A 19,066-nucleotide genomic window follows, 5' to 3' on the forward strand; every position below is an offset into this window, starting at 1 on the left:
CATTCTCCCATATTTTTCTCAAGTATCCATATACTTGATTTGTCTATAATACAATAACTCCATACATTTACACAACCGTTTAAAACTTAAATAATCTTATGCTGCCCGTCCGGATATTCAATGGATATTACATCTTAGCTCTATTTGTCACTTAAACACTTCCTGTCCGTGCTCTTTAAAGTATACCATCATCTCATGTGTGAGACTCAGGTGCTCCGGATAGTCTGGAATATCATCACGGTTCACCCACTCTCCGGTTGCAAGCTCCTGTCTGTCTATAGTCAGATGTCCGTCACCGCCCTCCGGTATGTCTGCCTGACAGAAATAACCCATGAGAAGATTGCTGTCATAGCCCCATGGCTGTGACTTGTAATAAGTGATATTCTTAACGCTGATGCCGACCTCCTCCATGACCTCCCGTCTGACGGTCTGCTCAGCGCTCTCCCCTATCTCGGTAAATCCCGCTATCAGGGCATATCTCTTGTACTCCCTGCCCGCATATGTGGTAAGTATGATCCTGTCGCCGTCGATCACGCCCACTATGACAGCAGGAGCTATGACTGGAAATATCAGCCTGCCGCATGACGGACATCTGAGCATCCTCTCTTTCTCATCATGAACAGTTCTCTCTCCACAGGCACCACAGAACCTGTTGGTCCTGTACCAAAGCGACAGATGCCAGCCTGTCGCCGCCGCAAGAACCGCAGTCTTCGGATAGCAAGCCCTTGTCTTATACATGCTTCGGTATTCATAGCCCGGGGCAGCAAGTCTGTTATCTCCATTCCACATAAAATATGCGGTATCATCTATTGAAAAGAGATAAACCAGATCCCCTATTTTCCTATCGCATCCGGTTATTTTCTGCAGTTCTCCATACGTCATAAACCCAAGCAGGTTCTCATCATCCATAACTTTCGCAAATATCATTTTCTCAGAAAAAGAGAGAACCATATCGTGATCCTCTGGTTCTCTCCTGTTACTATATTGATTATTAAACCTCTGTGGTTCTATATCCTGTATCATACCTATATTTCCTCCACTATTACAGATGTCCAAAGATCTCAAAGAGAATGACATCCCTCATTTTCCCTATTATTTTCCTTCAAAGACTTCAGCCTGTCAATCCTTAATGTTGGTTACAGCCATGCCATGTAAACATAAAAAATCAGACAATCGGTATTTCACCAATCGCCTGATCTTTTTTATGTATATATTGTATTTAAAATCTTTACGGGGAACCCCCGCTCATCTATTAAGCCTCTGCCTTCTCAGCATTCTCCTTCTTCATAAGAACGAGCTTCTTGATACATGTGATGGCCACGATGATACCAAGCACGATAAGGAATACTGCTACTATAAGCTGAAGTCCCTCTACAAGGAATGTTGCTGTTCCAGCCTGGAACTTCTGAATATTGCCTATTACATTGAGCACGATAGCTGTAAATGTAACAGCAAGCATTATCAGCATAGGTGGGTAGAGCATTGCATGCTTTCTGTTTGTTGCCTTGAGGAATACTGCTACGCCTATAAGTACAAGGGCTGCAAGCATCTGGTTTGCTGATCCGAAGAGTGGCCATACATTTGAATATCCACCCTTGCAGAGAAGATAACCAAAGAACAGTGTTATAACTGTTGCAAAATACTTGTTTGTAAGTATCTTCTGCCATACAGGCATCTTGGATGTATCTGTTGTGTCTCCCATGAAGAGCTCCTGGAATGACATACGTCCGATACGTGCAACTGAGTCAAGTGATGTAAGAGCAAGTGCTGATACACACATTGTCATGAATACATTTGCAACTGAGTTTGGAAGTCCGAACTTCTCGAGGAATCCTGCGATACCCTGTGAGAAGATCTGGAAAGGTGTAAGACCCTCTGGAGCCTTGCCGCCAACTGCGACAGCACCAACTACTATAAGTGAGATAACTCCGAGGAGCGTCTCAAGGATCATTGCGCCATAACCTACGAAAAGCATATCTTTTTCATTTCTTACTGTCTTAGATGATGTTCCTGATGAAACAAGGCTGTGGAAACCGGAAACCGCACCACAGGCGATCGTTACAAACAATGTTGGAAACAGATAACTCTTAGCTCCTGTTGATGATACAACTGTGAAACCATTGAATGCATTCAGGTTCATATCAGGATGTCCTACCAGAACTCCGACAAATGCACCAACTAACATACCGATGAGCATGAATGTTGTCATGTAATCTCTTGGCTGCATGAGTAACCACATTGGAAGAACTGATGCGAGGAAGAGGTAAGCCATGATTACGTAATTCCACTGGTCACCATTTAAGTACCAAGGACATTTCATACCTACTGCAAACATTGCAACGATGAGGACGATGGCTACTATAGCTTTGAGCCACTCCTTCATATTCTTGCATGTCTTCATAACCACACCGAATACCATGGCTACTACTATGAACAGCATTGAAACTGTAGCAGCTGCAGCACCATTGAAGTTCTTTGTCACAGCTCCGTCAGCGCCTGCTGTGAAACCGTTAAATGTCGATGAAACCATCGATGTAAATGCTGCTATAACAAGAAGTGTAAAGAGCCAGCAGAACAGTGAGAAGAATCTTCTTCCTGCCTTGCCTATGTACTTCTCGATGACAAGTCCTATTGACTTACCACCATTTTTAACTGATGCGTAAAGTGAACCAAAATCCTGAACTGCACCAAAAAATACGCCTCCGACAAGCAGCCAGAGTAAAACTGGTACCCATCCGAACATGGCTGCGATGATAGGTCCCTGGACAGGGCCGGCACCTGCTATCGATGAAAACTGATGTGCAAATACTGTAAGCTTTGATGATGGTACATAATCCTTGCCATCCTCATTTGCAACTGCTGGTGTCTTTGCATTTGGATCTACACCCCATTTCTTTGCAAGCCATCTTCCATAGCCAAGATAGCCAGCACCTAAAACTACTACTGCGATAAGAACAATTACCAAACTATTCATATCTTTCTCCTTTCTCACGCCTTATGGCGATATCTCATTTTTGCAAAGAGTAAATTAAAAAAGGCTTTCGTCTTTATGCAATCTCATAAAGACGAAAGCCTGTATACTTCCGCGTTACCACTTTATTTGCCATCATAAAAGGATGACCTCTCCGACCTTATCTCGCCTGACCACTACTCACTGTCTACTGAAATAAGTTTCTATGTAACGGTAGAAAACCGGTGACACCTAATGTCTCTGGCATCTCATGACCAGGGAATTCAGTGCACTGCTCGCAGAGGATAATCATCAAGGACATACACCGTCTCACACCAACCGGCGGCTCTCTGAAGTATGCGATCTTTGACGACCGTATTCTGTTCTTTGCATTTGCTCTTTGTTCGGTACCTAAACTAGCACTGAAGTATTTTAATGTCAACCCATTTTTGCAAGTAAATAAAAACTCGCATTTTTTTCAAGTGTTTCAACGATATATGTACGCCTGCGGCATATTTTTTCTTGTGAAAACAAAGTATTTTTATCATCGGCTCTCAAGACGTTCATGCCATCTCTTTCTTCCCTCGTCCGACCGGGATCTGTGCCAGAAGTATTGCGGCAAATATCAGCCCGCATCCTGCAAGCTGTCTTACCCCCATACGTTCTCCAAGGATGATCCAACCGGCAATGACAGAGAATACCGACTCAAGGCTCATGATCATTGAAGCGACAGTGGGATTTAGTCCGTTCTGTCCAACTATCTGAAGTGTATATGCCACGCCACATGACAACACTCCTGCATAGAGTATCGGAATCCACGCACTCAATGTACCGAGAGGCTGCACCCATGCCGCAATTCCAGCCACACTATGATGCATCTCCGAGAAAAACGCCAAGAATATGCTGAGAATCCCGCATACCCAAAACTGTATACATGACATTCTGACTCCGTCCACAAGCGGTGAGAAATGGTCTATCACAAGTATATGTACTGCAAAAAGCAATGCACATACAAGCACCATAAGATCACTGCTCTGAAATGACAGTGAGCTGCTCATACAAAGCAGATAAAGCCCCACCACAGCTATAACTATTCCAAGCCATATATTCCAGCCACATTTCTTCTTCAAAAACAGACTCAGAATTGGAACCAGCAATATGTAACACGCTGTGAGGAATCCCGCTTTTCCCGCCGGTGTTCCCATATAAAGTCCAAGCTGCTGTGCAGAGCTTGCCAGGAACAGAACAGTTCCACAGCATATACCGCCAATCACAAGTCTCTTTCTATCTGATCTATTACTCGGTTTCCTATCAGATGGTTTTATCCTGTCAATTATAAATATGACCGGTATAAGAACAGCACCGCCAATCAGTGACCTTATTCCGTTGAAAGAGAATGGTCCAACCGCATCTCCTCCCTGTCTCTGCGCAACAAAGGCTACGCCCCATATAAAAGCTGTCAAAACTAGCAGCAGTGAATTCCTTACCTGTCTACTCTTCATCTGTGAAACCTCTCGTTCTTTTTAATCCGTGCCACAGCATACAACATACAGGCACTCTATTATGTGTTGAGAATTGAACTGAGAAAAGCCTTTGTCCTGTCATTCTGCGGATCCCCGAACAGCTGCTCCGGAGTTCCATCCTCAACTATGATCCCATCGGCCATAAATATAACACGGTCAGCCACTTCCCTGGCAAACCCCATCTCAAGCAGCAGTTTTTGCTGTGTTTCTTTATCAATCCTCCCAACAGTTTTATCATTTTCCCGGTGAAGAAACAAGTCCCCATGTATATATATTTTACCGTTTTACTACATACACAAAAAGCGGCAATGGAGTTCATATGGCTCCATTGCCGCTTTTTAATATCCCGACTCCAGCCTTTGCTCAAATTCATCCTTTGGCAGGGGCTTGTCAAACACATATCCCTGTACTATATCACAGCCAAGCTTTTCCAGATAGTCAAGCTGCTGAGTTGTCTCAACGCCCTCCGCAACTGACTTTTTCCCGAGCCGGCCTATGAGGTCTATTATGCTTGAAAACATTACTATATCCTGATGCTTATTATTGTTTACATCGTCAAAAGGTATCAGCGATTTGTCTATCTTGATGGTATCAAGGTCAACCTTTTTGATCATGTTGAGCGAAGAAAATCCTGTACCAAAATCATCTATGGATGTACTTATGCCTCGTTCCTTGAGTCTTCCTATCACGCTGGACATGATCTCATAATTCTGATAATCCTCACTTTCTGTGAGCTCTATCTCAATATAGCTTCTGTCTATCCCAAATCTGTCTATGGTACCGGTTATTCGTTCCACCAGATCGCCTTCTTCCAGATGTCTTCTGGAAAAATTGACTGATACAGGCACAATCTTCAGACCTTTATCCAGTCTGCTCTTCAAAAAACCGCATACCTGCTCAAGCATATAGTAGTCAAGCCTGCACACACTTCCCTCTCTCTCAAACTGCGGTATAAATCTCGCAGGTGTAACCACCTGTCCATCTCTCACCCAGCGGACAAGTGCCTCCGCACCATATATACTTTTGTCCGCAATCCTCACCTTTGGCTGATAATATACTACAAATTCGCCCGCAGCAAGTGCCTGGGGAAAAGCAGCCAGAATCTCCTGATCATCCATAAGTTGCTTCTGAATCTCTTTTGTATATACCACTATAGAGCCCGCTCCGGTTTTTCTTGCTGCCTGATACGCAATGCTGGTTCTGGCCATAACTTCCCTCGGCTTATCAACGCCTTCCAGGCAGGCTATACCCGCTGTAACTCCCAGCTGTAATTCTCTTTTGACAGATCTGAACTCATGACTCATATGAACATCTTTAATCTTGCTTATAAAATCAGACGCATTCTCATTACGACAGATTACAACAAAATTATCTCCTCCAAGCCTTGCTATCTCCTCATCGCTGTCAAGATATGACTTCACCATATGCGCATAATTTCTAAGTATCACATCTCCCTGTGAATAATCAAAAACCTTATTCACATACTTGAAATTGTGGATATTAAAAAATATGCCTGTATAATCACCAATCCGTCCGTTATTTATCAGATTCACCGCATAATACATCAGGGAATTCTGATTGGCAACACCCGTGTTTATATCTGTATTCATGATCTTTTCAAGCATGCACTGAGCCAATGTCCGGTTGTACTGAATAAATATCTCCCTAAATATAAACCTGTGTGTCTGTATCTCCTCTTCTGAATAACCCGGACCATATGGATAATCCTTGATAAACACAGTACCACCGGTTCTGATCTTCATCTCTATATCAACGGGAGTACCCAATTCAGTCACTTCTCTCTCGTATAATACCGCGCTGCTTCTTTCTCCAAGCGGCATAAACCTGTTTTTCGGAATATCAACAGTAATCTCCGCCTTTCCCAGCCTGAGCCTGTCAGCAATAGCAGCAAGACCATTCCTTATACACTGGATTCTCTGTTGCTGTGTATCCGCGTCCCCGCTTATGCACTCGAAGAATTCTTTCATCTGACTGTCCATTTGTATGCTTTTATCAATTGTATTATCCATTCTCTCTCCTCCAGCCTTCGCCACATAGCCCGTATCGTCCGGTCTTAAATATCAAAATCGGCCCAAGCGCATCAAAAATTAATAAATATAAACTCTTCCTATATTATAGCAGTGGAAAAATGAATGCACAATGTATTATCCTACCCCTGACGTCTTTTGCCCCAGAAAAACAAGGCAACTGTGCCAGGTCCTGTATGGCTTCCTATGGTAGTTCCTATATAATTGATCTCCACCTTGCCGTCAAGTTTTGGAAATCTCTCCTCAACAAGCCTTGCCACAGCCTCGGCATCCTCCATACATGCAGACTGCGATATATAGCACTTGCCGGAATAATCAAGCCCATCCTGTGCATTCTCCTCCATGCGCTTTACTATCTCCTGAATAACCTTCTTTTTACCTCTTATCTTTGATCTCGGTATCAGCCTGCCCTCGTTATCCATGTTGAGAAGTGGACATATTCCAAGTATTGTGCCAACCGTTCCAGCAGTCTTGGATATTCTTCCGCCTCTGATATAAAACGTGAGATCTGTTGAGAAGAACCAGTGGTTCAGGTCCAGCTTATGCTGTTCTATCCAGTCATGCAGCTCGTCTATGGACCTGCCTTCATCTCTCATGCCTGCCAGCGTGTCCATGATCAACCCATAGCCCGAGGAAGCCCCCAGGGAATCTACCACATAGAGTTTCCTGTCAGGGAATTCTTCCTCCAGATCCTCCCTGGCAATATTTGCAGAGTTTATAGACCCACTTATTCCCGATGACAATGTCAGGTGAAGTATGTCATACCCCTGTTCAAGATAAGGTTTCCAGAAATCATAATATTCATCTGAATTCACCTGCGAGGTCTTCGTAGCCGCACCCTCTGTCATCTTTCTGTAAAATTCCTCAAATGGCATGGTCTGTCCCAGGTCATCAGGATGCTCCACACCATCAAGCTCGTAGTGAAAGCATATATATTTTACGTCTATTTTGTCAAAATGCTCCTTTGAAAGATCTGCTGTTGAGCAGCAGCTCAAGATATACTTTGCCATGTTTGTCCACCTCTCCAATATATTTGTACGGTTCTGTCTTCACCTGTACGTTTTAATTTTGCATTTCATTTACTTTTTCAGCCTTTTCCTACTATATGATTGTTATATTATCTACTATTGTATCATCATTGGCTTTTTATTCATAGTCATAAATACGATAAAAAACAGACAAAAACATCCACAACACGTTGTTTTAAAAACCATGTCGTGGATGTTAATATATACGATCAATTGTCATTTAAAATACAGTGGTTATCGCAAGTCGTTCCTCAATCAGTTTTTTCGCAGTGTTGAATCGGTCAAGATAATCTCCCAATATCGTCTCACAGTGTACCCCATACTTGTCAAACCACGCCTTGAGCAAATCGCTGTAATGCCTTCTCTCCCGCATTATTTTCTCATTCCGGGTCCCATCCTGGACAAAATCCGTTTCATCAGGATCAAGGAACAACACAAGATCCCACTTATTTGTTGCATTTATCGCGCCCGCCATATCTGTAAGCCTGCGTTTTTGTTCATCATCATCCATGAGCAGATCACAATAAAATCCCGTAGTCAGTGCATCGGTATCCACAAACAACAGTCTGTTGCTATGCCTGGCTGCCCTGCGTACCTCGTCCTTCTGTCTGATGAAGTTCTCCACCAGATCATCTTCAACCATGAAATTCTCGCCACCCGCGTACTCACAGGTGTCACGTCCTATCTCCCGTACAAAATTCGTGTTATATGCCAGCGCAAGATTCTCAACCAGTGTGGATTTTCCTGTGGATTCACCGCCGACAACCAGAATCTTTCTCACGTAGTGATCCCTGCACACCTCTGGAATATACTCCCAATGCGCCGTCGCCCACTCACGGATCTCTGTCGAGGATACCGGAACCTCCGCCCTGTCAAAATACACGACCTCACTCTCCGGACAGTACAGGCTCTCAAACCTGCCGGTTCCAAGATAATCCGAACCACAGAACACTGCATCTATAGGCTTTCCTATCGTGTCCTTGATATCCTGTGCTCCCTTTTCCCAATAATAATCCGTATTATATTCTTCTTTTGAGACCGCCTTATCCTCTATCATGATTATCTTCACATTTGGCAGATGTCTTGTACTGTTAAGTATCCAGCGATATCTCAGTTCCTTTGAGGCAGACTCTCTGCCCTCACACCAGCTTATCATCACATACAGTTCCTCACACATCGCCGCAGCACGTATGATGTCGTGGATGTGTCCTATGTGAAGCGGATCAAACGAACCCCCATACATTCCTACCTTATATCTATACATAACTTGTCAGCCTCCCTTACTCTGTTGCCGTGCCGTCTTCGAAAACGTGTACTTCGTCCAGGCGATTTCTTCTGACCTCACGTTCCCATCTGACACACATAATAACGGCATTTCCAAGGTACACTATCCACATGAGCAGCGTTGCTATGTTGTCATTGCCACTCACAAAGTTTTGTGCCCACATATATATTGTAAACACATCTACCGCAATCCATATCCACCACTGCTCCGCGAACATTCTTACAGATACAACCATCGCCACAACCGATGAAACCGTTGTAAACGCATCCACAAATGGCATGGCATCCCCGAGTCTCTTTAACAGCAGCCCATACAGAAATGTGCCAAGTGCCACCGCCAGCACCATGAATATCCTTCCCACCGCCTTCATGTGTTTCTTTCTGACCTCATGCGTCTCATCATTCATATGCCTTGACCACACATAGAATCCAACAAACTGCATAGGCACATAATATAGCGCATTGAGCATCGTCTCTCCGTACAGTGCAGCCTTATACGATATAACCGCGTAAAGCACAGTTTTCACAAGACCGAATATGTACGCTGACAACTTTCCTTTTCCCGTGCACACTACACAGACCACGCCTGTGGTGGACGATATGATCCCCATAACCGTATCATCCCAATATATGGACAGCCCCACGATGACTGCACATGCGATAAGCAGCCAGGTGACCTCCAGCTTCTTCCAGCCCTCTATCTCATTTTTTATAAATTTCTTAAATGTCATCTATTCATTCCTCCCTTTTAAACATCAATCCACTACACTTAGTCTCTACTTCCTTGCATCATTCCTGCGTGTGAACAGTTTGGCAGGTCTGTATCTCTCACCAGACTGATATGCATCAGTCTCCTCAACATATTCCACAATCTTTCTTCTGAAGTTAGGTGTGGTAAGTTCCATGTCCCATATCTGTTCATATACATTCTGAAGCTCAGTGAGTGTAAATCTATCCGGCAGCAGGTCAAATGCCAGCTTCATATCTCTCCTGACATCCTCCCGCAGTCCTAGCACCGCCTCTGTTATGATTCTTGCGTGGTCAAATGCCAGTCCTTCACATTCCTCTATGTCGTAGCTGTCCGAGCTTCGTCCGCATGAGCTCATATCTGTTTTTCGCAGCACTGCCGTAAGTTTTATATCAGAGTCTGCATTCTTGAGAACCAGCCTGTATCTTTTCCCGTTTTGGACTTTATATGAAGCTTCAACTTCATTTTTCGCAATTTCTTCGCCTGTGCCTGACACCTCTGTCAGTTCAACCGTAAACCATCTTGCATCCTGTGCATCATCTCCTGCCTTAAGGCTACAGGCTCCGGCGTTCATAAGTGCCATATAAGTTGATGATATGACCCAGCCTCTCGGGTCTCTGCCCGGCTCGCCATACACTCCGACAAGCTTTACATATGCATCTCCTATACCGGTCTCTTCGCAAAGCTCTCTTCTGGCCGAATCTATGACATCCTCACCTTTTCTGCAGAACCCACCGGGCATAGCCCAGCTTCCTTTATATGGGAATCCACCTCTTCTTATCAGTAGTATCTTGAGCTTCTTCTCCTGAAGTCTTCTTACATCCTCGCACTCGTCATCCTTCATAACTGAAAATACAACCACATCCGCGGCAACAGATGGCCTGTCATATTTTGTCAGGTCATATCCGGCAAGGAATTCCTTCTCTTCGTCACTCATCTCATATGTCTTCATACGTATGCTTCATCCTCCTTTATATTTCCGCCGTTATCTGATTATGTCCACCTGACACATCGCCATGGTCGTCAGCGCAGCCTCATGGCTCTCCGGCGTCACCCCGGCACAGCACTTCGCATCGACCTTGACATTTATCTCCGGGTACAGAGCCTTGATGATCAGGGCATTTGATACAACACATATATCCGTACAGAGACCTACCATCTCAACATCCTGAAGGTCGAAGTCTCCCCATCCTGTATATCCAAAGCTGGTCTTGTTGATGTATATAGCTCCCGGGACTTCAAGACCAGCTGCGATCTCCCAGCCCTCAGTTTCCTCTATACAATGTGGAACCGGGAGATGACGACCTTCGTTTGTCTCCATGTAATCCTCATAATGCGTATCCCTTGTGAAGATAATCTCATCCCCGCGGTCAGCATACTCTCTTATCTTTGCTTTCACATTTTCCACGATGGCTGCTGCCTCCTTTGTGCCTAGTGCCCCATCGATGAAATCATTCTGCATGTCAACTACTATAAGTGTCTTTTTCGTGTTATTACCCATAATTCTTCTCCTCCTTCTTTCATAAAGAAATCCACACGCGCCTCCAGTTATTATTATTTTGATAATATCTCTAAGTTGTTTGTATATTATTATCATTTTGATAATATGTCAACCCATTATTTGAAACTTAATAGAAAAAGTGGCATAGCTGATATTCCACGTTCCAAACGAAACCCGCATGTCAGCTATGCCGTACCTTTATATTTCTATCATATTTTTTATATACAACACACTATCAGTTCACGCTCTGCTTCAATTTCCTGAGCAGTACAAATGCAAAGAACAGCACCGATATAACCGCGAACACCGCACCTATAAAACCGATATATGATATCGCACCCTTGTCGCACACAATTCCGCCAATCCAGCTTCCACCTCCGATACCGAGGTTGAAAAGTCCTGAATATATGGCAGTCGCCACTGCGGAGCTCTTCTCATCAACACTTCTGATGACCTCCGACTGCGTGGTCACATTGAACGCCATGGCTGTTATTCCCCAGAATGCACATAGGAGTACCATGGTCGCCAACGTCTTTGACGCCGGAAGCAGAAGCAGCAGCCACACAAGAAGAGTTGCCATGACTGTACCGATGAATGCAAATCTGTGCTTGTCATAAAGCTTTGAGAACAGATAGCTTCCGAGAAGTCCCATCGCTCCAAATATCAGGAGCACTACAGTGATGACATTGTTCTGGAGCTTTGCAACCTGCTGCATGAACGGCTCTATATAACTGTACACCGTGTAGTATCCAAGCACGAACAGTATCGTCTGAATATACAGGCAGATGAGCACCGGATTCTTCAGAAGAGCAGGGAGATCCTTCACATGGAACTGCTCTCCGCTTGCGATCTTAGGGAATACAAATGCCATGTACACCAGAACCGCAAATGCTATGATTCCAACGATGAGGAATGTAACTCTCCATCCCATATACTGTCCAACAAGTCTTCCAAGCGGAAGTCCGGCTATAGTAGCTATGGATGTTCCAGTCACGACCATGCTCAGTGCAAATGATCTGTGTTCTTCATTTACAAGTCTTATGGCAACCGGTGAAGCTATCGACCAGAATATCGCATGGGTACACGCAACGCCTATACGCGATGCCATGAGCACTCCGTATGTCGGCGCGATCACGGACATGATCTGGCATATTCCAAACAGTGCGATCGTTCCCATGAACAGCTTCCTGAAATCTATCTTCGACACAAGAAGTATGAGCGGCAGGGACAACAGCATGACTATCCACGAATACACTGTGATAAGCATTCCCGCCTTCGACTCCGATATGCTGAACGACTTTGCAATGTCTGTCAGCAAGCCAATTGGCATAAATTCCGATGTGTTGAATATGAACGCCGAGACGGTCATTCCCACAAGCGGAAGCATTTCTTTTCTCGTCAATCTACTCTTCATATTTATTCCTCTTCCTAATAATATGTGGTATATATGATTATTTTTTTGTTCACCAGCCACATATTATAGGAAATGGAATTATGAGTCAATGCACTTTTGAATGGTTATACTGTCCAAATGTTAGATTGTACAAAAAAGAAGGCCGGAAACTCTCCGGCCTTCAGGGTTAAGGGAAAATTTTATGTGAAAAATTGTAGTACACTTACTTTACTGCGAGTCTCTCAAATGTCTCGCTCTCTTCAGGAATCGATCTGAGTCCTCCGCGCTTCTCGACACACAGGCTCGCAACCGCATTTCCGTATCTTGCACACTCTGCAAGCTCATCTATACTGAACTCCTCCAGTCTCTTATCCGCTCTGACAAGCTGTGATACAAATGCTCCCCAGAATGAATCTCCAGCCCCCGTCGTATCTACCACATGGCTGACGAATCCGGGAACCTTCCGGCTTCCATCTCTGCTGCATATCAGCACACCCTCACTTCCCAGGGTGACCGCAACAAGTCTTACGCCGCTTCCCAGAAGATACTCTGCTGCCTCTTCCGGATTGGAAAATGGTGTGAGTAGCGCTGTTTCCTCGTCCGAAAGCTTCATTATATCTACAAATGGAAGAATACTCTTCATCCTCTCCATCGCATTTTCTCTGCTGTCCCACAGCGGTGCTCTGTAGTTCGGATCATACGATATCACCGCGCCGTATTTCTTTGCCTCCTTCACCGCCTGAAACGTGGTGGTTCTGGCCGGTTCATCCGTGAGAGACAGCGAACCTATATGGAACACCTTTGTGTCTCTTAGCAGGTCGGTATCCACTTCCTTGTAACAGAGCATTGTGTCCGCTCCCGGCTTTCTGGCAAATGAGAATTCACGCTCTCCGTTCTCATCCAGAGTGACAAATGCCAAAGTGGTAAATACCGTATTGTCAACCACTATACCTCTGGTATCTATCCCTGCCTGCTTTGCCGTCTCAACAAGGAAATTGCCATGCATGTCATCCCCGACCTTTCCTATAAACGCGGTCTTAAGTCCGGCCTTGCTGACTGCCGTGAGCATGTTCACCGGAGCTCCTCCGGGATTCTGCTCGAAGAGCTTCATCCCGGAATCAGTGCTTCCGGCAGGGGTAAAGTCTATCAGGAACTCACCAAGAGCCACAACATCATATTTCTTTTCCATGTTGGATCCTCCTTGTGAATTTTACTTTCCTGTGATCTCTATGTCATAGAATTCTACTCTTGCATCCTGTGCCAGAAGTCCCGTCTCAAACTCAGGCTTTGCATATATCCTGTATGTAAACGCTACCTGTTCTCCGACAAATACCTCCACCATATCATGGTCAACGATGATCTTCACATCTATCTCGCTGCCCTCTGTTATGTCAAATGTCTTCTCGCACACTCTGACTCCATCAGGGCCCGGCTCCGTTGCAGGAGGCACAGCCTGACAGGACTGAACCCAGAACGGGTCAACTCCCATAGGAAGATTTACCAGTGACACTCTCTGCATGGCCACATCGAACTCAAGGAGAAGGCATCCGCTTGCTTCCTTGTCTGACTTGAGCAGTATACCGAAATGGTCATACACCTCTCTAGGCATGATCTTGCACTTCAGCATGTAGCTCTCCTCGTTGTGTCCAAGGAATCCGTATGTACATGTGCTTACTGAATCCATCTCAACCAGTCTGTCTCCGTGAAGCTCTGCATTTCCAAGTACAGGGATGTAATCCCATGCCACAGGCTTCTCAAATACATGCTCATATTCCTTTGGAAGCTTTACGTCAAGTCCTCCATCCGCTGTGGCAACTACCTCATGCGGCACGCAGAAGGTTCCGCCCCAGTACCATTCACCTCTGTCGCTTCTGTCTGCTCTGTCGTGAGCCCAACCGAAGTAGAAGCGTCTGCCGTCATCATCCTGCATGGACTTGGCTGCGTAGAATCTTCTTCCGCCTATGCCATCCTTCTTTGGCTTTCTCCATGGGCCAAATGGTGACTTTGCAACTCTGTATATTGTATTTACATATTCTGAGAATCTTGAGTATGAGAGATACCAATTGTCTCCCATCTTGTACATCTCAGGGCACTCAGGACAGTTGGTGTGTCCCGGTGAATATATCGGTCCGTAATATTCCCAGTTGACCAGATCCTTTGATCTGTAGAGAACTATACATCCTCTTCTGGTTATCGGCATATCCAACCTTCTCGCTGATATGAGGATCCAGTAACATTTGTCCTCCTCATTGTAGAATACATATGGATCTCTCCAGTCAAGCTTCTCGTAAAGCTCTATCATAGGTGTGATGACCGGATTGGCTGCATCCTTCACCCACGTGATTCCATCGTCGCTTGTAGCGTGGCATATGGTCTGCTGATACTCTGCGGTGAGGCAGTAGCCTGTATAGAATGCATGGTATTTGCCCTCGCCGTATATGACTGATCCAGTCCATACTCCTGATGCATCCGGCTCGTCGCCCTCGCCCGGATAGAGCGCTGTAGGAAGCTCCTCCCAGTGCACCAGATCATCTGATACACTGTGGCTCCATGTTGTTCTGAGTCTTGCCGGGTACACTGTTGTTCCCGGAGGGGAAGTCAGTGAGAATATATGATATTTGCCCTCGTGGTAGAAAGGTATTGCATCTCCCGTGGAATCCGCGAAGGACATCTTTCTAAAAATCTCCATATTATCAGTCCTCTCTTTCTACTAGTTTGCTGCCAGTTTCTTCTTCTTGAGAAGCTCAAGCTTGCCCTTCTGTCCATCAAGGAGTACCGCACATGCGATGATAAGACCCTTGATGATGAGCTGCCAGTATGATGACACTCCGATAAGGTTAAGACCATTTGAGATGATTCCGATGACCATGGCACCAAATACGGTTCCACTGATCCTTCCTTTACCTCCTGTCATGGATGTTCCGCCAAGTACGCAGGCTGCGATGGCATCAAGTTCGTATCCGCTTCCTACTGAAGGCTGGCCTGAGTACATTCTTGAACAAAGTACAAGTCCTGCAAATGCTGAGAGAAGTCCAGATATTGTAAATACTACGATCTCTATCTTCTTGATAGGTACACCTGAGAGTCTTGCAGCCTCACGGTTACCACCTATCGCATATACATATGTTCCAAACTTTGTCTTGCTGAGGATGAAGCTGAACAGTATGATGAGCACTACCATGTACACTACAGGGAGTGGGATCACATTGAACAGGTATCCTGTTCCGATCTCGATGAAGATCTTGTTGGTGATACGTGTTGACTGTCCACCTGTGTAGACATAAGCTATACCACTTGCTATGTTCATCATGGCCATTGTGATGATGAATGCAGGCACCTTGAAGTTAGCAACTATAAAACCACTTATAAAGCCCGCTGCTGTACCAACCAGAAGTCCTGCTACTATGGCAACGCCGAGAGGGAGTCCCTGGTTAACTATAAATCCTACGGTCAGGGTTCCCGACATGGCTACTATCGATCCAACTGACAAGTCGATGTGTCCAAGTATAATTATCAGTGTCATTCCAAGTGCTATGTATGTGTTGATCGATATCTGTCTAAGCACTGATATGATGTTGTTGGTCGTGAGGAACTTGTCCGTGGCAAGTGCTACCGCCACACACATGATTATCAGAACCACTATGATTCCTATGTTGCCCTTGACTATGGATGTCAGGGGATTGTTCTTTAATATAGAAGTTGCTTTTGAATTCTTCTTTGTCTCGCCCATATTATTCGATACCTCCTGCAGCGTATTTCATTATCTCTTCCTGTGAGAGCTCGTCCTTTGACAGCTTCTTCACGAGTCTTCCGGCTCTGACCACACATACGTTGTCGCACATGTTGATGATCTCAGGAAGCTCACTGGATACCATGATTATCGCTATGCCTTCCTTTGCCAGTTCATTGATTACTGTGTATATCTCAAATTTTGCATTTACATCCACGCCTCTGGTCGGCTCATCCAGAATAAGTACATCCGGCTTGGTTGCAAGCCATTTGCCCAGAACCACCTTCTGCTGGTTTCCGCCTGACAGGCTGCCCGCCTCAATCTCAGGCGATGCCGCCTTTATCCTCAGTCTCTGTGAATAATGGTCAATTACCTCGCCTCGTTTTCTCTCACTTATAGCGATTCCATTCATATAGAATCTGAGGGATGAAAGTGTGAGGTTAAATGCCACGCTGTTGCCAAGTACAAGGCCCTGTTTCTTTCTGTCCTCCGGAACCAGTGCTATGCCTGCCTTGATAGCCTGCATTGGATTCTTGAAGTGAACCGGCTTTCCTCCGAGTATCACCTCTCCCGATGTGAGCCGTGTTGCGCCAAATATCGCCTCCATGATCTCACTTCGTCCGGCACCTACCAGACCTGAGAATCCCAGGATCTCGCCCTTGTGTACCGAAAAACTTATATCTTCAAAGACACCTGTCTGGGAAAGATTCTTTACCTCCAGAGCAACCTCTGCCTTGTCCATGTCGCAGTAATCTCTTGCATAGAAGCTCTCCAGATCTCTTCCTACCATCATCGCAACCAGCTCATTCGGGCTTGTCTCTGATGTCTTTTTTGTTCCTACGTATGCACCATCCCTGATGACGGTAACTCTGTCAGATATTCTGAAGAGCTCCTCCATTCTGTGGGAGATGTAGATTATACTTACCTTTTTCTTTCTGAGATTTTCAATGATCTCAAATAACTGCTCAACCTCCTCATTTGAAAGTGATGAGGTTGGCTCATCCATAACTATTATCTTGCCGTTGAATGAGACCGCTTTAACGATCTCCACCATCTGCTGCTGTGCGATGGTCAAATTTTCTACTATCGTGTCTGCCTTTATATTCACACCGAGGGATGATATCATCTCCTCTGCTCTTCTGTTCATCTCTGCAAAGTCCAATGTTCCAAGCTTTGTCCTTATCTCTCTGCCGAGAAACAGGTTCTGTGCCACCGAAAGATATGGAACAAGTACGATTTCCTGATGTATTATTCCTATACCATTCTCTCTGGCAGCCGGAACTCCGTTGATCTTGACCTCCTTGCCATTTACCTTGATGATTCCGCTGTCGGGCTGGTAAATTCCGCCGAGGACCTTGATCAGTGTGGACTTTCCTGCACCATTCTCACCGAGCAGTGCGTGTACCTCTCCCAGCTCAAGGGAAAAGTCGATGCCGCTTAAAGCATATATTCCAGAGAAGCTTTTCTTTATCCCTATCATTTCCAGAACTGTCTGTCCCATATTAAACCTCCAAGTTTCTAAAATAGATCTTTTGTTATCCTGCTTTTTCGGGATCACGGCCGGAGATCTCAGATCCCCGGTCTATCCCGTGTTATATGCATCTACATTGTGTCATATCTGCCAAGTCCGGGTTCAGCTCCTCACTATTATTTTCGGAGCCGGTCCGGCTTTACTGCCAGTCGTTAACTGTCTTCTCTGCCTCATCCTTGAGTACAAGGTGTGAATCAAGATATACCTTCTTCTCGTCAATGGTCGTATCTCCGCCTACATACTTCTGTGCTGCGTTGAATGCATACTCTGCAATCTGTACAGGAACCTGACATGCAACTGCTGTGAACTCACCGTCAATGAGTGCCTGCTTGCCATCTGGTGAAGCATCGATACTGTACACGCCGATCTTGCCAGTCTTATTTGCTGCCTTAACTGCTGCTGCAGCACCGAGTGCTGATGGATCATTGATGCAGAAGAATGCCTGAAGATCTGTGTTTGCTGTGATGATATCCTCTGCAAGACTCATTGATGCATCAAGTGCAGCCTCGCCATCCTGCTGTGCCACAATATTGAACTTGTCCTTGTTGTCACCGAGACCATCGAGGAAACCATTTACACGGTCTACACAGCTCTCATTTGATGGGAAGTCAAGGATCGCAATGTCTGCTCCATCCGGATAATCCTTAACCATCTGCTCACCTACAAGCTGTCCTGCCATGTATGCATTTGTTCCAACGAACTGTGTTACAAAGTTCTCTATGTCATCCTCGATAACTGCTGTATCTACATTGAAGATTGGGATTCCTGCATCTTTGATCTCTGCAAGACCAGATGTGATACCTGCTGAATCAACTGGGATGATGAACACTGCGTCGTATCCACTGTTTGCCACGTCTGATAACTGGCTGAGCTGTGTGTTCAGATCGTAGTCAGGATCAAGACATGTATATGATATTCCGTTCGCATCACAGAGTTCCTTGAGCTTTGCATCTATTGAACTCTGGAATGTGTTGTTAAGTGTGTTTGTACAGAATGCAAATGACAGGTCGGATGACTTCGTGCTCTCCTGCTTTGTACCTGATTCAGATGAACCGCCGTCCGATGCGCCTCCTGCTCCTGATCCACAACCTGCCAGTAAACTGAGTGACATGCACAGGCATGCTCCAACTGCTAATAACTTCTTAATCTTTCTCATAATTTTTACCTCCAATATCATGTATTTCGTTTTTGCTAACTCGTTGTCGAAAAACTGTTTACAACCGGTTTAATTTACGTAAATTTTAAACTGTTTTTCGTCCTTTGCATGTTTTGATGATATAACCTTTGTCGGTTATTGTCAATATCAAGTGTTTTATTTATTGCTTATTCG

15 protein-coding genes, 1 pseudogene and 1 other annotated feature are annotated in these 19,066 nt (G+C 45.1%); all 16 genes and pseudogenes read right to left on the minus strand.

From position 1 onward, the window contains the following. Window positions 1-147 precede the first annotated feature (147 nt). Entirely contained in the window at window positions 148-1,023 is an 876-nt protein-coding gene (gene nudC / locus ABUA31_RS05060; protein ID WP_055274084.1) for an NAD(+) diphosphatase, read from the minus strand. Between the two features lie 229 nt (window positions 1,024-1,252). After that, entirely contained in the window at window positions 1,253-2,974 is a 1,722-nt protein-coding gene (locus ABUA31_RS05065) for a carbon starvation CstA family protein (RefSeq protein ID WP_349818898.1), read from the minus strand. 84 nt (window positions 2,975-3,058) lie between these two features. Next, window positions 3,059-3,347, minus strand: a binding site (T-box leader). Window positions 3,348-3,513: 166 nt separating this feature from the next. After that, window positions 3,514-4,452, minus strand: coding sequence for a DMT family transporter (locus ABUA31_RS05070; RefSeq protein WP_349818899.1), 939 nt, complete (start codon window positions 4,450-4,452; stop codon window positions 3,514-3,516). 59 nt (window positions 4,453-4,511) lie between these two features. Continuing rightward, a pseudogene (locus tag ABUA31_RS05075) lies at window positions 4,512-4,658 on the minus strand (polar amino acid ABC transporter ATP-binding protein); the annotation flags it as partial. Between the two features lie 153 nt (window positions 4,659-4,811). Then, window positions 4,812-6,503, minus strand: a complete 1,692-nt coding sequence (locus ABUA31_RS05080) for a putative bifunctional diguanylate cyclase/phosphodiesterase (protein WP_055223638.1) — start codon at window positions 6,501-6,503, stop codon at window positions 4,812-4,814. A 140-nt stretch (window positions 6,504-6,643) separates the two neighbouring features. Further along, entirely contained in the window at window positions 6,644-7,531 is an 888-nt protein-coding gene (locus tag ABUA31_RS05085) for a DegV family protein (protein ID WP_349818900.1), read from the minus strand. Between the two features lie 238 nt (window positions 7,532-7,769). Continuing rightward, the gene (locus ABUA31_RS05090; protein WP_349818901.1) at window positions 7,770-8,813 is read right to left on the minus strand and encodes an AAA family ATPase; all 1,044 of its coding nucleotides are present in this window, start codon (window positions 8,811-8,813) and stop codon (window positions 7,770-7,772) included. A gap of 16 nt (window positions 8,814-8,829) precedes the next feature. After that, on the minus strand, window positions 8,830-9,564 hold the full coding sequence (pnuC, locus tag ABUA31_RS05095) for a nicotinamide riboside transporter PnuC (protein WP_349818902.1): 735 nt from the start codon (window positions 9,562-9,564) through the stop codon (window positions 8,830-8,832). Window positions 9,565-9,609: 45 nt separating this feature from the next. Then, window positions 9,610-10,533: an NUDIX hydrolase gene (locus ABUA31_RS05100; RefSeq protein ID WP_055145723.1), complete on the minus strand. Its 924-nt coding sequence runs from the start codon at window positions 10,531-10,533 to the stop codon at window positions 9,610-9,612. 33 nt (window positions 10,534-10,566) lie between these two features. Then, complete coding sequence (locus ABUA31_RS05105) at window positions 10,567-11,082, minus strand: cysteine hydrolase family protein (RefSeq protein ID WP_055145720.1); 516 nt, start codon at window positions 11,080-11,082, stop codon at window positions 10,567-10,569. 235 nt (window positions 11,083-11,317) lie between these two features. Beyond that, complete coding sequence (locus ABUA31_RS05110) at window positions 11,318-12,496, minus strand: sugar transporter (protein WP_173796260.1); 1,179 nt, start codon at window positions 12,494-12,496, stop codon at window positions 11,318-11,320. Between the two features lie 202 nt (window positions 12,497-12,698). Beyond that, on the minus strand, window positions 12,699-13,664 hold the full coding sequence (locus ABUA31_RS05115) for a carbohydrate kinase family protein (RefSeq protein WP_055145714.1): 966 nt from the start codon (window positions 13,662-13,664) through the stop codon (window positions 12,699-12,701). Window positions 13,665-13,685: 21 nt separating this feature from the next. Further along, entirely contained in the window at window positions 13,686-15,164 is a 1,479-nt protein-coding gene (locus tag ABUA31_RS05120) for a glycoside hydrolase family 32 protein (protein WP_008402272.1), read from the minus strand. A 21-nt stretch (window positions 15,165-15,185) separates the two neighbouring features. Further along, the gene (locus ABUA31_RS05125; RefSeq protein WP_022215843.1) at window positions 15,186-16,205 is read right to left on the minus strand and encodes an ABC transporter permease; all 1,020 of its coding nucleotides are present in this window, start codon (window positions 16,203-16,205) and stop codon (window positions 15,186-15,188) included. A gap of 1 nt (window position 16,206) precedes the next feature. Then, the gene (locus tag ABUA31_RS05130; RefSeq protein ID WP_004849900.1) at window positions 16,207-17,706 is read right to left on the minus strand and encodes a sugar ABC transporter ATP-binding protein; all 1,500 of its coding nucleotides are present in this window, start codon (window positions 17,704-17,706) and stop codon (window positions 16,207-16,209) included. Window positions 17,707-17,875: 169 nt separating this feature from the next. After that, window positions 17,876-18,883: a sugar ABC transporter substrate-binding protein gene (locus tag ABUA31_RS05135; protein WP_416810465.1), complete on the minus strand. Its 1,008-nt coding sequence runs from the start codon at window positions 18,881-18,883 to the stop codon at window positions 17,876-17,878. Window positions 18,884-19,066: the final 183 nt, after the last annotated feature.

Source organism: Coprococcus sp. RTP31081st1_H1_RTP31081_211007, from assembly GCF_040227275.1.
Classification (GTDB): domain Bacteria; phylum Bacillota; class Clostridia; order Lachnospirales; family Lachnospiraceae; genus Coprococcus; species Coprococcus aceti.

Bases quoted from the DNA above. Each gene is read 5' to 3' on its own strand.
- nudC (WP_055274084.1), bottom strand. From the start codon at position 1,023: ATGATACAGGATATAGAACCACAGAGGTTTAATAATCAATATAGTAAC.
- ABUA31_RS05065 (WP_349818898.1), bottom strand. From the start codon at position 2,974: ATGAATAGTTTGGTAATTGTTCTTATCGCAGTAGTAGTTTTAGGTGCT.
- ABUA31_RS05070 (WP_349818899.1), bottom strand. From the start codon at position 4,452: ATGAAGAGTAGACAGGTAAGGAATTCACTGCTGCTAGTTTTGACAGCT.
- ABUA31_RS05080 (WP_055223638.1), bottom strand. From the start codon at position 6,503: ATGGATAATACAATTGATAAAAGCATACAAATGGACAGTCAGATGAAA.
- ABUA31_RS05085 (WP_349818900.1), bottom strand. From the start codon at position 7,531: ATGGCAAAGTATATCTTGAGCTGCTGCTCAACAGCAGATCTTTCAAAG.
- ABUA31_RS05090 (WP_349818901.1), bottom strand. From the start codon at position 8,813: ATGTATAGATATAAGGTAGGAATGTATGGGGGTTCGTTTGATCCGCTT.
- pnuC (WP_349818902.1), bottom strand. From the start codon at position 9,564: ATGACATTTAAGAAATTTATAAAAAATGAGATAGAGGGCTGGAAGAAG.
- ABUA31_RS05100 (WP_055145723.1), bottom strand. From the start codon at position 10,533: ATGAAGACATATGAGATGAGTGACGAAGAGAAGGAATTCCTTGCCGGA.
- ABUA31_RS05105 (WP_055145720.1), bottom strand. From the start codon at position 11,082: ATGGGTAATAACACGAAAAAGACACTTATAGTAGTTGACATGCAGAAT.
- ABUA31_RS05110 (WP_173796260.1), bottom strand. From the start codon at position 12,496: ATGAAGAGTAGATTGACGAGAAAAGAAATGCTTCCGCTTGTGGGAATG.
- ABUA31_RS05115 (WP_055145714.1), bottom strand. From the start codon at position 13,664: ATGGAAAAGAAATATGATGTTGTGGCTCTTGGTGAGTTCCTGATAGAC.
- ABUA31_RS05120 (WP_008402272.1), bottom strand. From the start codon at position 15,164: ATGGAGATTTTTAGAAAGATGTCCTTCGCGGATTCCACGGGAGATGCA.
- ABUA31_RS05125 (WP_022215843.1), bottom strand. From the start codon at position 16,205: ATGGGCGAGACAAAGAAGAATTCAAAAGCAACTTCTATATTAAAGAAC.
- ABUA31_RS05130 (WP_004849900.1), bottom strand. From the start codon at position 17,706: ATGGGACAGACAGTTCTGGAAATGATAGGGATAAAGAAAAGCTTCTCT.